The following is a 13,174-nucleotide window of genomic DNA, read 5'->3' on the forward strand; positions in this document are numbered from 1 at the left end:
ATACCGGGGTGCCTTTTTCGTGCCAAGAAAGGAGGAACCTATGTCAACCCTTGAAGCCAGTATTAAACTGTATGAGGATTTTACTCAGCGGCTAGCCACTGTGGATAAGGCTATGAATGCCACGATTGCCATTATGGAACGGCTGCGTACTCAAATGCAGATGGCGGTGATGTTGCAGATCGGCGTAGGCAATGCCGTGACAGAGTTGGAGCGGATCAAGGAGCTGATTGCAGCGCTTGGCGCAGGCAATGCCATTCAGTTGTCAGTTAACTCGGAGCAGGTGCTTCAGCAACTCCGGACCGTTCGGCAGCAGATCGGCTCTGAATTCGGTTCGTCAATACTGGAGGTCCGATTGGCGTCCTCTGACTTTGCGGCGCAACTGGCGACTATACAATCTTCTTTGCCAGCAGTTCAACTTTCCGTGGCACTGGATACGGCTGAGGCTGTGCGATCGGCTTCCGCAGCCAGAGAAGAGATCAAACGAGGGCTGGGCACTATAGAAGCCGCATTGAGGATCGAAATTCCCGATATATCCGCTCAACTGGTAGCGCTTCGGGCAGCTATTCCACCTATTCAAATTGAAGCTACCCTGAACGCCGGAGAGGCTCTACGTGCAGCGTCTTTGCTTGGAGTTCAACTCATGACCCGGATCGGAACGATCACGGCTGAAGTGAAAGTGGAACTGCCAGAGGCTGCTGCCGTAAGGGGACAATTGCAATCACTGATCCACAGCATGGGCAGCCATACTGCAACGATTCGAATCAGTGTCACGTTGGACACGGCCCATGCACTGCATCAGGCCACGCTGTTACGTTCGCAGATTGAAGCGAGAATCGGCACCATTACGGCAAGACTTAACTTGACGTTGCCGGCTACACTAGATTCCTTGTTGCGGACCTTGATTACAACAGTGGACCGGCTGCGGCAATTGGTAAACCGCATGTTAGGTAGTCGGGGCGGCGGAAGCGGAGGCGGCGGTCGTGGTGCTCCCGGAGGTCACGGCGGAGGCGGTGGAGGACTTGGCTTGGGAGGAATGATTGCAGGGTTTGGCGGTGCCATGGGAATTAAAGCTCTTGGAGAGGCAACGATCGGCGGGGCTATGGAGCAGCAAAAGATGGTGGATATGTTTATCGCCCGTACAGGAGATGCTGAGATCGGTACGGCCATGTTTGAGAAGTTTAAGGCAGATGCCTTGAAAGCAGGGCAGGATGTCAATAAGTCGCTGCAAAGCACACTTTCATTCTTCTCTACAACCCAGAATACCGATCAACTGGAAAAGTTGAATAATTTTGCACTCCGGATGAATGCATTTGACTCGGCTGGAAACGGTATTGAGGGAGCGGCCTTTGCTCTTAAAGAGGCAATGAGTGGTGATATCGTTTCTCTGGCGGAACGGTTCAACATGTCGAAATCGGATATCCGCGGCTTCAAAATTGACGAGCTAGGCAAGGCAGGGGATATGGACGGCTTTATTAAAGCTTTTGACAAACTTCTCGAAAAGCAGAAAATGGGTCAGGCCGCCTTTGACCAAATGATGGCCAGCCCCGCAAAACAAATGGAGACACTGGGCAATAATGTCCGTTCGATGTTCGCAGACGCGGGCGGAGCAGCAATGCAATCCTTAACACCGCTGATTACTCAGCTCAACGCCGCATTTCAAGCAGGTAAGTTCCAACCATTTTTCGATGCGCTGAGTTTGGGTCTGGACAATGTGGTGCAGGGCGTCATGAAATTACTGGACTGGATTACGAGTGTTTATACTTACTTCTCGGAGAATTGGTCCTGGATCGAGCCGATTATTTCCGGAGTAGGTGCGGCAGTCCTGTCACTGTATGCGGCCTTGAAGCTGGTAGCCATCGGACAAGCGATTGTCAACGCGGTCATGAATGCTAATCCTTTCGTCCTCATTGCTACGCTGATCATCGGTCTGATTGTCTACTACTATCGGTTGTGGCAAACGAATGACCAGTTTGCTGCAGGGATGATGCGGGCTTGGAATTCGATTCTCGGCTTTTTCGATCAGATTCCGTTGTTTTTCATGCGGGTAGGCTACGGGATAGCTGATGCGTTCAGTTATGCCAAAGTGGCTTCGCTTCAAATACTGGAGGACTTGGCAAACGGAGCAATTGACCGTATCAATAGTTTGATTAAAAAACTTAAAGAAATTCCCGGTGTCTCTTTAGATGTAATTGGACACGTCGAATTTGCCGCAGGAGAAGCAGCTAAGGAAGAAGCTGCCCGTCAAGGTAGAGATGCTTCACTAGCTGCCAAAGAATCGGCCCTGGCCTCCAAAGCTGCTGATCGAGAAGCAGATGTGCAAAAATTCCTGCAGGACCGGAACGATAAACGAGCTGCCGCAGAGAAGAAAGCCAAGGCAGAAGAAGCCGCCGCTAAATCAGGTGCTGGTAAGCCTTACAACTTTGACGACTGGAATAAACGAGCCGATGCTGCCCGAACACCATCAGTACCTGACGACAAGAAAGGCAAAATTGCAAAAGTCGATAAGGTCGGCAAGGTGGAAAAGCCGATTGATATCAGCAAAGATGACATAAAAATTATGCGTGATGTCGCGGAGATGAAGAACATCCAGAACTTTGTCACGCTGACACCTACCATCCAAGTTAAAACAGGACCTGTGACAAATCAGGCGAATGTCGATTCCATAGTCACAAAAATTACGAAGAAACTCAATGAGGATATCGCCAGCACTGCCAAAGGATTACTTAATTAAAGGGAGGGGATAGGTCTTGAAAAGATGGCAGAAAAAAATAAATATTTTGTTGCTAATAATGCTGACGGCAGTTCTTACTATGAACGTTTGGAGTGGATTCAAAACTGCGAAGCTCAACCAACGCTTTGAAACATCGGTTGAGCTTCATGAGAAAAGCACAAAAGAATTTATATCTTATCTGGATGATTTGAAGAATCGGGTTCAAGATCGTCTTGATCAGTAGGGATAAACGGCTTCAAAAAGATCATGAATTCATCGAACTTCTCTATGAGTTCTTCGTGTTGTTTTTCTTGAATCATTTGAGTCTTATCATCTTGAATTTGATTTTGGTAGTCTTGCACAAGAGGATATATTGCACTCCAAATTGTAAGAATGAACAATATCAGTTGCGACCAACTCCAGGTAGTCTGCAATTCGTCTTCAAGAGGCTGAGCTTCTATAGCGCTTGTTGAATCGGTATCTAAGTTATCTGATTCGCCTGGAATAAAAGAGGCCAGTTCATCAATCTTCTGATATACCGGTTCGGGAATTTCTTCTGTTGAATCTGAGATATCTGATAATGACTTGAGAGTATTCCCCCAAGAGGTGGCATAATTTCTCATTGCTTCACCCGCAATGAAGGCGGAACGGATTGTTTCGTGATCCCAAGCATTGAGATATTGAATAACGGGTAGCAAGGTTTGTTGAGCATTTATAGTATTAGTGAAATCAACCTTGAAAAGTCTGTCAAACATCGCACTCTGCTCGTGCATTTTTGCAAAAGGGCCCGTCATTTTTTCAAACATTCTCTGTTGTTTTAGGATTTGCAGCATTGCTGGCGATGGTTCGAATATCTTTGAGAATTTCTCATTCATTCGTCTTATTCTTTCAAAAGCGTCATTTTCCAAAAATAGAACCTCCTTTCTGAGTATGTTGTACGTCCGAACAACTACCAATATTCGACAGAAAGGGGGTTATTCCTCTAAAGAACGGAGGTGAGCCTGTGGCCGATGGCTACAGCATTGAACTCAGCTTTAACAACCGGGCCATTTGGTTCGAGATTCCCGTGCTGCCGGAGGAAATAGAAATCTCAGGCGAGGGAGACGGCGAAACCTATTCAATTACAGATCTGGGCCAGATCAATGTGATTAAGGCCCCGGGACTTAAAACGATTAACTTTGAAAGCTTTTTCCCTGCGATCCAGCCAGGTGGAACGGTGCCCAGTTATGTTACCTCCGCCAATTGGGGGGAGCCTGCCGATTATATTCAGCTAATTGAGGACTGGATGAATAAGCGTAGGCCGATCCGGTTTATCTTTACATCGCTGGGGCTAAAGATCAATCTAGCGGTGAGTATTGAGATTTTCAATTATAAAGAGGTTGCCGGGCGCCCGGGTGATTTTGAATATGAGTTGGAGCTGAAGGAGTACGTTTTCTACGCCGCCAAAAAAGTGACGCTGAAGACGAAACTAACGGCCAGTGGTACCGGCGCCAAAACCACCACAAAGAAAGAGCCGGCCAAGCGGCCAGACGAACGGGCAAAGTCGAAGACGGTTAAAGTGAAGTCTGGTGACACGCTCATGAAGATTGCCAAGCGGGAGCTGGGCGAAGGGAACCGGTGGAAAGAGATCCAAAAACTAAACGGGCTGACGGACGCGCAATTGAAGACACTCAAAATCGGCAGCGTCCTGAAGCTCCCGGGGTGATCGAATGGAATTATTGATGGACAATAAGGACGGTAACCTATGGGACCTCTCGGAGATTGTGTCAGAGATAACCTGGAGCACCTACCGGATCGGCAAGCCGGCATCCTTGGAATTTACGATTATTGACCGTGGCATCTACCAGGATAAAGGATTCAAAATCAATAACGGAGATGTGGTCCGGTATACGGACGAAGGGCAGAAAGTCTTCTATGGGTACATTTTCAAAATTGATGAAGGTCGCGGCGAAGAAATTGAGATCCTGGCCTATGATCAGATCCGGTATTTGATGAACAGCGGAACATACGTATTTTCGAAGCTAACGGCCACACAGGTCGTTCAAAAGATTGCCAAGGACATGCAGCTTAAAACCGGCACGCTTGAAAACAGCGCCTACGTGATCCCATCACAGATTCGGGACAACAAAACCTATATTGATATGATCTGTATGGCGCTGGATGAGACATTGATAAATAACGGGACCAATTTTGTCTTTTATGACGACTTCGGGATTCTGACCTTGCGTAATATCGCTGGCCTGCGTTTCCCGCTGGTGATCGGTGACGATTCACTCATGACGGACTACTCTTACTCCCGGAGCATTGACGACGAGACCTATAACCAGATAGTCCTCTACCGGGATAACAAAGAGACAGGCAAGCGTGAAACTTATGTCACCAAGAACAGCAACTCTATTAAAAAATGGGGTTTGCTGCAGCTGTATGAGAGTGTGGACGAGAACCTGAATCAGGCTCAAATCAATGAGCAGCTGGCGCAGTTACTTTTTGCTAAGAATCGCGAATCCCGGTCTTTCAGCGTCGAAGCACTTGGAGATTACCGGTTGCGGGCAGGGTGCTACGTCAATTTATACATTAAGAAAATGAGCATTAATAAATTCTTCCTGGTCGATCAGTGCACTCATAAAAAATCCGATGGCGTGCATACCATGGACCTGGAATTGAGGCTGGTGTAAATATGCTTGATGCCATTAAGCGTGCGGCGAAGGATGCGGTGGATGCAGCCGGGCCTGTGGTCGTGCACCTGGGAGTCGTAACAAAGATAAATCCTCTAAGAGTTTTAGTCGATAGCCGGCTGGAGCTTTCAGAGGATTTTTTAATTGTGCCGGAATCATTGACGGAGCTGAAGGTCACTGTAGGAAATCAGGATGTTGTAATCCGGAAGGCGCTCGCTGCAGGTGATAAGCTGCTGCTGATCCGCATGCAGGGTGGTCAACGTTACGTGATCATGGATAGGGTGGTGAGTGGATGATTCCACAGAGCGACATGGTGCTGCTGAATGAGGATATGGAAGAGACACCGCAGCCAAGTCTTACCTACAAGATGGACCTCATAAATGGGCGTATAGGAGCCGTGGCGGTGGATGGGTTGGAAGCTGTGAAGCAAGCCGTTTTTAAAATTCTGTCCACCACCCGTTTTGAACATTTGATTTATAGCACTGACTACGGCAATGAGGCAGATGTCGGAGCGGTTCGGGGGCGGGCCGTGTTTGAGACTGAAATCGAACGCTGGGTGAAAGAAGCCCTGAAGCAAGATGACCGGATCATATCCGTAACTCAATTTAGATTTACCTATGATCTGGACACAGCTCTGGTGCAATTTTTGGTAGAAAGTGATTACGGAAATTATACGGATGAGTTGGAGGTGTAGCGATGTACGAGGACCAGACCTTTGAAACGATCCTGCAGCGGATGCTAGATCGTGTCCCCGCGGATATTGATAAACGGGAAGGGAGTATTATATACGACGCCTTGGCCCCGGCAGCCATGGAGTTGGCACAGATGTATGTGGAGTTGGATGTGAATGCAAATTTGAGGTTCGCGGATACGGCCACCGGCGATTACCTGGACAAAGCGATTGCCTGGTCAGGCGTAACCCGTAAGGCTGCAACCAAAACGCAACTGAGAGGGCTATTTTATGACTCTGCTAATGCCCTAATGGACATACCTATCGGCAGCCGGTTTGCCATAGGGGATGTCAACTACAAGGCGATTGCCCGCCTGGCGCTTGGAGATTACCGCATGGAAGCTGAGACGGCGGGAGCTGCCGGCAATCAAACCTTCGGGAGTCTGCTGCCGATCGATTATATCAATAATCTTGCGCGGGCTGAGCTTACGGAAATACTCATCCCAGGAGTGGACCGGGAAACGGATGCGTCTCTATATGAACGCTATCAAGAGCGAATCTCCAAGCCAATCACTAGCGGCAACCGGTATCAATACGAAGAGTGGGCCCGGGAGATCAGCGGGGTAGGCCGGGCGAAAGCCTTCCCTTTGTGGAACGGTCCCGGGACGGTAAAGGTAGCGCTGCTGAACAATGATATGCGGTCACCTTCGGCGGCCGTTGTTGCTGCCGTCCAGGATTACATTGATCCAACACAGGACGGTATGGGGAACGGCGCTGCGCCTATCGGAGCTGTTGTTACGGTAGTCGGCGCTATAGAAGTGCCTATCAATATATCAGTAAGCGTAACTTTGGCTTCTGGGGCAACCACCTCACAAGTTAAAACTCAGCTGGAGGCAGCCACTAAGGCGTATCTGGCCAACCTGGCCTTTATGGATACTCTGGTCCGTTACACACGAATACAAAGCCTTATCTTAGACATACCGCCAGTGATCGACTATACCAATCTCAAGGTAAATGGCGGCACCATCAATATTGAGATCCCAGCGGATGCAGTGCCGGTACTGGGTACGGTGACGGTGACAGCCATATGAGCGGCGAGGAACGGTTAAAGAGTTACCTGCCGGGTTATTATAGCGGGATTGTTGAGATGGATGAGCTGATGAACACTGAGGGGCCAGAGTTTGATCTGCTCGGCGCGCGAGTAGAAGAGTTGCTTAACCAAGCGTATCCGGAATACGCAACTTGGGCGCTGGAGAGGTATGAGAATGAGCTGCAGATTGTCGTGGATAGCAACAAGCCGGACGAGCAACGGCGGTCCGTAATCATATCCAAAATGCGGGGTTACGGTAAGGTGTCGGGCGAAATGATCAAAAACGTAGCACAGGCTTATGACGGCGGTACGGTAGACGTTGCTGTTGTGCCGGCAGAGTACAGGATCATCATTACCTTTGTTGATACCCTGGGGATCCCGGCCAACCTAGATGATCTTAAGCAGGCCATAGAGGATCTTAAGCCGGCACACATGGCATTGGATTATAAATATCGTTATCTCCTTATCAGAGAAATCCATAATGTCATGACTATTAATCAACTGCAGCTGCACAAGCTTACCGATTTCGCGCCGTTTTTAGATCAAATATGAAAGGAGGCGCCTCATGCCAAGCAATACACCAAATTTAAATTTATACAAAAAGAACCCGGAAACAGACGGCGACGATACATTTAACATTGTAACAATGCTTAATGAAAACTTCGACAAGATCGATGCCCATGCCGGAGACAACACCCGCCACATCGCAGCAACCGAGCGTAACACATGGAACGGCAAAGAGACAACAGCCGGATCACAAGCAAAAGCAGACGCAGCCAAAGACGCTGCTATTACTGCGGCAGCAGCCGATGCTACAGCTAAAGCTAATGCTGCAAGGGACGCGGCAACACTGGCAGCAGATGCGGCAGCCGACGCAGCAGAGGCAGCGGCAAAGGCTGCGTCAATCCCGACAACCCAAAAAGGCGCTGCTGGTGGCGTGGCAGTATTGGATGATCAACAGTTTGTGGCTGCAAAGGGTTTGAGGCTCACGGAAAGTTTCAAACAACAAGTGTTAAAATTTAATTTTGATGATGGCATCCCCAATCAAAAAGTTAATCTTCGTTTTACGCAGGCTCATGGGTTTTTCGAAATCACAATCGCTTCGTCTTTCGCATATCAGAATGCAATGGGTAAGTTAACCAAACGATTTAATGGCATATATACAGCAGAGGGCGCGGCGCATGAATGCTATTCAAGATACACAGATGTAACGGGCAACTTGAAACACAATATCTCTATGGGAGATCCTGTATGGGATAGCGTATCGGGTTATTGGAAAGTGTCCATTGAGGCAAGGAATACGGCGGGCAATCCGTTTACTGTGCTTTTTTCATCCTTGGCTGGTGGGGACGCGACGGTTGCATCATTGAGCGAAGTGTACACAGGCGAAGCAACAACACTGCCTTTGGCAGTACAAGTTATTCCTGACAACACAGAAACAGAAAATGGTTTTAAGATTTGGAACTCCGGTAATGATGGAGCGGGCAGTGGATTAGATGCTGATATGCTGTCCGGCATCCACGCCAATGAGTTTACACGGGTGAACGCTTATACCAACTTTGCAAATGGGAACGGCAATGCACCTATTACCACCGCAGAGTTTATAACAATCCTCACAAACTTGGGGGCATTTAACCAAGGGCATTGGGTAGGGCGCGGTAGTTGGGATTATGCAGCTAATGCAATTATCACTGACACCGGAGTCGGAAACATTCACTTAGCTGGCGCTGTGGTTGAAACCTTTGGCTATCCGTCGGGGTACACTATCCGCATTACCACGCCGACGACGGCAGGAGTAGAGAACGCCCTTGTAAACTCTGAATTTATCTACGTCAATAACGGCGCATCATACGCCCCGGCCTGGAGAAGAAGTTGGAACAGCGCAAATATGCCTTCCTACACCTCTGATTCAAATGCCAATACCCTTGTTGCGCGAAATGCAGACGGTAACTTTGCAGTAGGTAATGCTGTCTATTTTGGAGACAATGACGGTTTTGTATACGACGATTCATCTAATGCCATGTATGTCCGACTCGACGGTAACAATTATGGGTTGTACCACCAAGGAAACGACACAAATCTTATGGTAACCAGAAATTTACCTAGTACGAACTTAGACGATGCTGTGATCCCAGGGACCTACTTTTTGGGAGCAAATAACATATACACAAATGGCTCAGGATTAGACTATGGTTTGATGAAGGTATATCGAAACCCAGTAGGGTATGTTGTACAAGAGGTTACTGGCGTAGGCATGGCGGGCCAGAGATACAGAACTCGCGCAGAAACTGGATGGTGGAATGCTTGGATGATGGTTCCCGTTGCTGATGCATCTAGCGGCAAATACTGGAACATAGGAAATAAGCGTTGGAATATCACTGATGTACAGGTCGGACCTTCTGGGGATAACACAAAGACCATTGCAGAATGGACTCCTACGGTGAAAGCTAATTACAGCGTGAAAATCTACATGAAAGTACAACAGGGGTGCAGCATAATAGCGCAAATTGAAAGTGCAGAAGGTATAGACGTTTTGCTTCCTTATCAATATTGCCCTGCGGACACGTATCGTTTCCCTATTTCATTCTTTGTTGCAGCACCGGGGACTCCTATAAAGGTTGTCGTTGGCGCTAGTGCATCAAATGCCGTTTACGTATCCGCAGTTATAGAGGAGGAATAAGAGTATGCGATTAATAACACCGGGGAACACCACCCCGGATAGAGTTGTAGCTGGAAGCAGGTACAATTCAGGAATCAACTGGAATGTGCTAGGTACAATGCCACTCAAGACAGTCGCGAATGGAGACGGGACAAGCGCCAATCATCACCTAGCTAAAAACGTAGCATCAACTCCAGGAACACTATGGTTAAGGCCAGTAATTCCAACAGACCCACCCGTAGCATTTGAGGGGGACCTATGGATACAGGCAAATGAACCAAATTTCAATCCCGCATACTGGAGGGCAGACGTAACTATGTTCGGCATGCAAGGAACAATACCAGTTCGTGGATCGGGAGGGACTGTAACACCTGGACCCACGGCACAAACCAAGTCGGCGGGGTACTGGTCCTCTGACATCACCATCGCTGGCGTAACCGTTCCAGCTAATAAGGTGCTAGTGGGTACAACCATCGCTGGGACCGGTGGAACAATGCCAAACAAAAGTGCCGAGAACATTCACATGCCCGCAAGTGCTGCAACCGTGTGGTCTGGCGACAGGGTTTTTTTGCAGCCACCACCAGGTTACTACGACGGTAGTACATGGGTTACGTATGCTTCCCCACAATTGATTCCTTCTAACATCCGCAGCGGGACTAGTATCCTTGGGTTGACGGGAACTATGGTAGAGGGCAGACGCTCTGCGGAAGGGACGTTCATACACGGGGACGGGATGACTGCCACTGTTACTGGACTGGGATTTACACCTAGTACAGTAGAAATTGCATGGACAGAGGATCAGCACACCTTTCGTATAGGACGTTCGTACGGAGCTTGGTATGCTTCACAGGTCACGGGGAATGCCACCCAGCCGTATTATATTAACTTTGCTAATAGCACAGTATTTAGTGGAGGTTTTACAAGTGATATGTTATATGGCAATGGGCGACAAATCACATGGCGAGCAACAGAATAAAAAAAATAGGAGGGAATTAAAATGGAAATTGGAACTAAAATTTATTACGACAAAGCGACAGGAAATGTAATTCTTAACACTGGTGAAAGGGCCGGGGCTGTTGTTAAAACAACCCGCGAGCAAGATTTTGCATCTTATAAGGTCCTAAGTGAGCGCGTAGAGGAAACAGTAGGATTGATTGAATTAGAGTATGGTCAATACGCTACTGAATTTTTAGAATCAAGAGGGAGAATTCGCGTGAATCCAGAAACGGAGGAACTGGAGTTTTTCTACGGTCCCCTTGATCCAGTAGAAACACCAGTCTACCAGAAACCCTTAACCGAGCAGATCAAGGACCTGACAACAGAGCTATCCAGCACACAAATGGCTCTTGCTGATAATTACGAGCAGCTGCTCTCTGCACAAACTGAGGCCGTAAGTGCGCAATTGGCATTAACCGAGCTGTACGAGCTGGTTTTACCCCTGACTGGAGGTGCTAAATAAATGACACAAGTATATGCAAGCTTGATCCGCAAGGGACTTAAAAAGCTGGAGCAAGTACCGGCTGTAATCCGTGAGGATGTTGCCGTGCTGCTGGGCGACAATGCGTAACTGGTTGGCGGGGCTGCTGGTGTCCGGCGGTCTACGTCTCATGAGGGGAGGTGATACCATGTCTGTTATTTATGCGCTGCTGATTATTAAGGGCCTCAAAACTTATGCTCAAGTACCAGCCAAGCTGCAGCCGGAGGTTAAGACCTACCTGGCCGCAAGCGACCTGGACGAAAACGGAGATCCATTGCCAGCTAAATAGATTTAAGGATGGCGCCCAATGAGGCGTTTTTATTTTGCCCTCGGAGCCGATCCGGGGGCTGTTTACATTGAGGGGGAGAGACGTTGACTAAATCACAAATCGCTGCATCGACAATCGGTGCGGTTCTTGTTCCGGTATTTGATTTTATGTATGGGGAGGCGGATGCAGTCGTAACGATCATGGCTGCACTTTTGTTTTTTGTAGTAATGGACTGGCTTTCGGGCATCCGAGCTGCGAAGAAAGATAATACCTACGCCAGCAAGTACGGCATAGATGGTATTTTTCGGACGTTCTTTATGCTGCTGCTCCCGGCCGGTGGGCATCTGCTGGACATGGTATTCGGCCTGCCCGGGGCTATATTCGGTGCGCTGGCTATCGGCACTTTGTATCACGTTTTGCAGAGCATGACGGCTAATGCCATCCGAGCCGGTTGGGGAGACTGGCTACCATTGTCTGTAATGGATTGGATTATCAAATGGGCCGGAAGTGAGTTGGACAAAAAAATTAAGCGAGCTGCCAGCAGATCAGGGGGTGAGGGATAATGCCGTTGTCACTGGAGCAAGTAAAAGCTAAATCAGCCAAGCGCCTGCAGGGACTGCTCCCGGCGCACCGAGCTGCCGCAGAGGCACTGATTGAATTTGCCTATGCCAATGGCGTGCCGATTGTTATCACCCAGGGGCTGCGGACCATTGCAGAGCAGAACGACCTTTATGCTCAGGGCCGGACCAAGCAGGGGCAGATTGTTACCAATGCACGGGGCGGCTACTCATACCATAACTTTGGCGTTGCCATCGACTTTGCGCTGGCGCTTCCTGGCGGCGGCGTCTCCTGGGATACCCGGAGGGATGGTGACGGTGACGGCGTGGCTGATTGGGATGAGGTTGTGACCGCCGCGAAGCGGATCGGTTGGGAATGGGGCGGGGATTGGACCTCATTTAAGGACCTTCCGCATTTTCAAATGGATTTCGGGCTTTCCACGGCAGCGTACAGGACAGGTAAGCGCCCAACCCCGGCGCAGCTGAGTGCGGTCATGGCGAAAATTAATAATCTTAAGGAGGTAGAGGAAGAAATGACGCCACAAGAAAAGGAAGAGTTTAAGGCGATGGGGCTACTAATCAAGGCACAAGCAGAGGTGACGTTGAGCTTGTCCAATCGGATCACGGAGCTGGAGACCGCCGCCAAGCCGCCTGAGATCCCGAAATGGGCATTGCCAGCATGCGAGGCTGCCAAGGCTGCGGGGCTGCTGGATACCACCGCAAACGGCAGTTGTGACTTCTACCGGATGGTAACGATCATGGATCGAGCAGGCCTATTTAAAAAGGGGGATAAGTAAATGAAAAGCAAATGGCGTAATAATGGCTTGTGGGTGTCTTTGACGGCAGCCGTGCTGCTGGGTGTGCAAACAGTCGGGGTAATTTTTGGGGTGCAATTAGCGCCAGAGAAATATGACGAGGTTACAGCGGCCGTGAATGCGGTCCTGGGTATCCTGGTAGTGTTGGGAATTGTGAGCAACCCGGAAGCTGGCAAGGGTTATACAGATAAAAATGGGCAGAATAATAACTAATTGTTCTTAAATAATAAAAAAATACGCGGGATCAAAACAG

The 13,174-nt window shown here is 48.9% G+C and carries 16 protein-coding genes; 15 read left to right on the top strand and 1 reads right to left on the bottom strand.

Annotated features, from left to right (window positions below):
• Nucleotides 1–40 precede the first annotated feature (40 nt).
• Entirely contained in the window at nt 41–2,731 is a 2,691-nt protein-coding gene (locus ACQ76X_RS28450; RefSeq protein WP_438497173.1) for a hypothetical protein, read from the top strand.
• A gap of 167 nt (nt 2,732–2,898) precedes the next feature.
• Here ACQ76X_RS28450 and ACQ76X_RS28455 read toward each other — a convergent pair whose 3' ends face one another.
• Nucleotides 2,899–3,618, bottom strand: a complete 720-nt coding sequence (locus ACQ76X_RS28455) for a hypothetical protein (protein WP_438497175.1) — start codon at nt 3,616–3,618, stop codon at nt 2,899–2,901.
• Nucleotides 3,619–3,713: 95 nt separating this feature from the next.
• On the opposite strand from ACQ76X_RS28455, the gene ACQ76X_RS28460 reads away from it, so the two are divergent.
• From ACQ76X_RS28460 to ACQ76X_RS28525, 14 genes are all read left to right on the top strand, one after another.
• Nucleotides 3,714–4,415: a LysM peptidoglycan-binding domain-containing protein gene (locus tag ACQ76X_RS28460; protein ID WP_438497176.1), complete on the top strand. Its 702-nt coding sequence runs from the start codon at nt 3,714–3,716 to the stop codon at nt 4,413–4,415.
• Between the two features lie 4 nt (nt 4,416–4,419).
• Nucleotides 4,420–5,385 carry an XkdQ/YqbQ family protein gene (locus ACQ76X_RS28465; protein WP_438497177.1) on the top strand — a complete coding sequence of 322 codons (966 nt, stop codon included), beginning with the start codon at nt 4,420–4,422 and terminating at the stop codon, nt 5,383–5,385.
• 2 nt (nt 5,386–5,387) lie between these two features.
• Nucleotides 5,388–5,681 carry a DUF2577 domain-containing protein gene (locus ACQ76X_RS28470; RefSeq protein WP_438497178.1) on the top strand — a complete coding sequence of 98 codons (294 nt, stop codon included), beginning with the start codon at nt 5,388–5,390 and terminating at the stop codon, nt 5,679–5,681.
• Entirely contained in the window at nt 5,678–6,079 is a 402-nt protein-coding gene (locus ACQ76X_RS28475; protein ID WP_438497179.1) for a DUF2634 domain-containing protein, read from the top strand. Before ACQ76X_RS28470 ends, ACQ76X_RS28475 begins: the two co-directional genes overlap by 4 nt.
• 2 nt (nt 6,080–6,081) lie before the next feature.
• Entirely contained in the window at nt 6,082–7,146 is a 1,065-nt protein-coding gene (locus ACQ76X_RS28480) for a baseplate J/gp47 family protein (RefSeq protein WP_438497181.1), read from the top strand.
• Nucleotides 7,143–7,697, top strand: coding sequence for a putative phage tail protein (locus ACQ76X_RS28485; RefSeq protein WP_438497182.1), 555 nt, complete (start codon nt 7,143–7,145; stop codon nt 7,695–7,697). The genes ACQ76X_RS28480 and ACQ76X_RS28485 overlap by 4 nt, the downstream gene beginning before the upstream one ends.
• A gap of 13 nt (nt 7,698–7,710) precedes the next feature.
• A complete protein-coding gene (locus ACQ76X_RS28490) occupies nt 7,711–9,825 on the top strand; it encodes a pyocin knob domain-containing protein (RefSeq protein WP_438497184.1) in 2,115 nt (704 codons plus the stop codon).
• A 295-nt stretch (nt 9,826–10,120) separates the two neighbouring features.
• Nucleotides 10,121–10,780, top strand: coding sequence for a hypothetical protein (locus ACQ76X_RS28495; RefSeq protein WP_438497186.1), 660 nt, complete (start codon nt 10,121–10,123; stop codon nt 10,778–10,780).
• Nucleotides 10,781–10,801: 21 nt separating this feature from the next.
• Nucleotides 10,802–11,263: a hypothetical protein gene (locus ACQ76X_RS28500; protein ID WP_438497187.1), complete on the top strand. Its 462-nt coding sequence runs from the start codon at nt 10,802–10,804 to the stop codon at nt 11,261–11,263.
• Entirely contained in the window at nt 11,264–11,371 is a 108-nt protein-coding gene (locus tag ACQ76X_RS28505) for a CD1375 family protein (RefSeq protein WP_438497188.1), read from the top strand. It abuts the gene before it with no gap.
• 58 nt (nt 11,372–11,429) lie between these two features.
• A complete protein-coding gene (locus ACQ76X_RS28510) occupies nt 11,430–11,570 on the top strand; it encodes a CD1375 family protein (RefSeq protein WP_438497189.1) in 141 nt (46 codons plus the stop codon).
• A gap of 83 nt (nt 11,571–11,653) precedes the next feature.
• Complete coding sequence (locus tag ACQ76X_RS28515) at nt 11,654–12,112, top strand: phage holin family protein (protein WP_438497190.1); 459 nt, start codon at nt 11,654–11,656, stop codon at nt 12,110–12,112.
• Nucleotides 12,112–12,903: a M15 family metallopeptidase gene (locus ACQ76X_RS28520; protein ID WP_438497192.1), complete on the top strand. Its 792-nt coding sequence runs from the start codon at nt 12,112–12,114 to the stop codon at nt 12,901–12,903. Before ACQ76X_RS28515 ends, ACQ76X_RS28520 begins: the two co-directional genes overlap by 1 nt.
• Nucleotides 12,904–13,134: a phage holin gene (locus tag ACQ76X_RS28525; protein ID WP_438497193.1), complete on the top strand. Its 231-nt coding sequence runs from the start codon at nt 12,904–12,906 to the stop codon at nt 13,132–13,134.
• Nucleotides 13,135–13,174: the final 40 nt, after the last annotated feature.

The organism is Paenibacillus sp. IHBB 3054 (assembly GCF_051594305.1).
Lineage (GTDB): Bacteria > Bacillota > Bacilli > Paenibacillales > Paenibacillaceae > Paenibacillus_AQ.

What these genes read in the sequence shown, in the direction of transcription:
- ACQ76X_RS28495 (WP_438497186.1), top strand. Translation starts at nt 10,121, where the DNA reads ATGTTCGGCATGCAAGGAACAATACCAGTTCGTGGATCGGGAGGGACT.
- ACQ76X_RS28520 (WP_438497192.1), top strand. Translation starts at nt 12,112, where the DNA reads ATGCCGTTGTCACTGGAGCAAGTAAAAGCTAAATCAGCCAAGCGCCTG.
- ACQ76X_RS28475 (WP_438497179.1), top strand. Translation starts at nt 5,678, where the DNA reads ATGATTCCACAGAGCGACATGGTGCTGCTGAATGAGGATATGGAAGAG.
- ACQ76X_RS28485 (WP_438497182.1), top strand. Translation starts at nt 7,143, where the DNA reads ATGAGCGGCGAGGAACGGTTAAAGAGTTACCTGCCGGGTTATTATAGC.
- ACQ76X_RS28450 (WP_438497173.1), top strand. Translation starts at nt 41, where the DNA reads ATGTCAACCCTTGAAGCCAGTATTAAACTGTATGAGGATTTTACTCAG.
- ACQ76X_RS28480 (WP_438497181.1), top strand. Translation starts at nt 6,082, where the DNA reads ATGTACGAGGACCAGACCTTTGAAACGATCCTGCAGCGGATGCTAGAT.
- ACQ76X_RS28465 (WP_438497177.1), top strand. Translation starts at nt 4,420, where the DNA reads ATGGAATTATTGATGGACAATAAGGACGGTAACCTATGGGACCTCTCG.
- ACQ76X_RS28490 (WP_438497184.1), top strand. Translation starts at nt 7,711, where the DNA reads ATGCCAAGCAATACACCAAATTTAAATTTATACAAAAAGAACCCGGAA.
- ACQ76X_RS28470 (WP_438497178.1), top strand. Translation starts at nt 5,388, where the DNA reads ATGCTTGATGCCATTAAGCGTGCGGCGAAGGATGCGGTGGATGCAGCC.
- ACQ76X_RS28510 (WP_438497189.1), top strand. Translation starts at nt 11,430, where the DNA reads ATGTCTGTTATTTATGCGCTGCTGATTATTAAGGGCCTCAAAACTTAT.
- ACQ76X_RS28500 (WP_438497187.1), top strand. Translation starts at nt 10,802, where the DNA reads ATGGAAATTGGAACTAAAATTTATTACGACAAAGCGACAGGAAATGTA.
- ACQ76X_RS28525 (WP_438497193.1), top strand. Translation starts at nt 12,904, where the DNA reads ATGAAAAGCAAATGGCGTAATAATGGCTTGTGGGTGTCTTTGACGGCA.
- ACQ76X_RS28505 (WP_438497188.1), top strand. Translation starts at nt 11,264, where the DNA reads ATGACACAAGTATATGCAAGCTTGATCCGCAAGGGACTTAAAAAGCTG.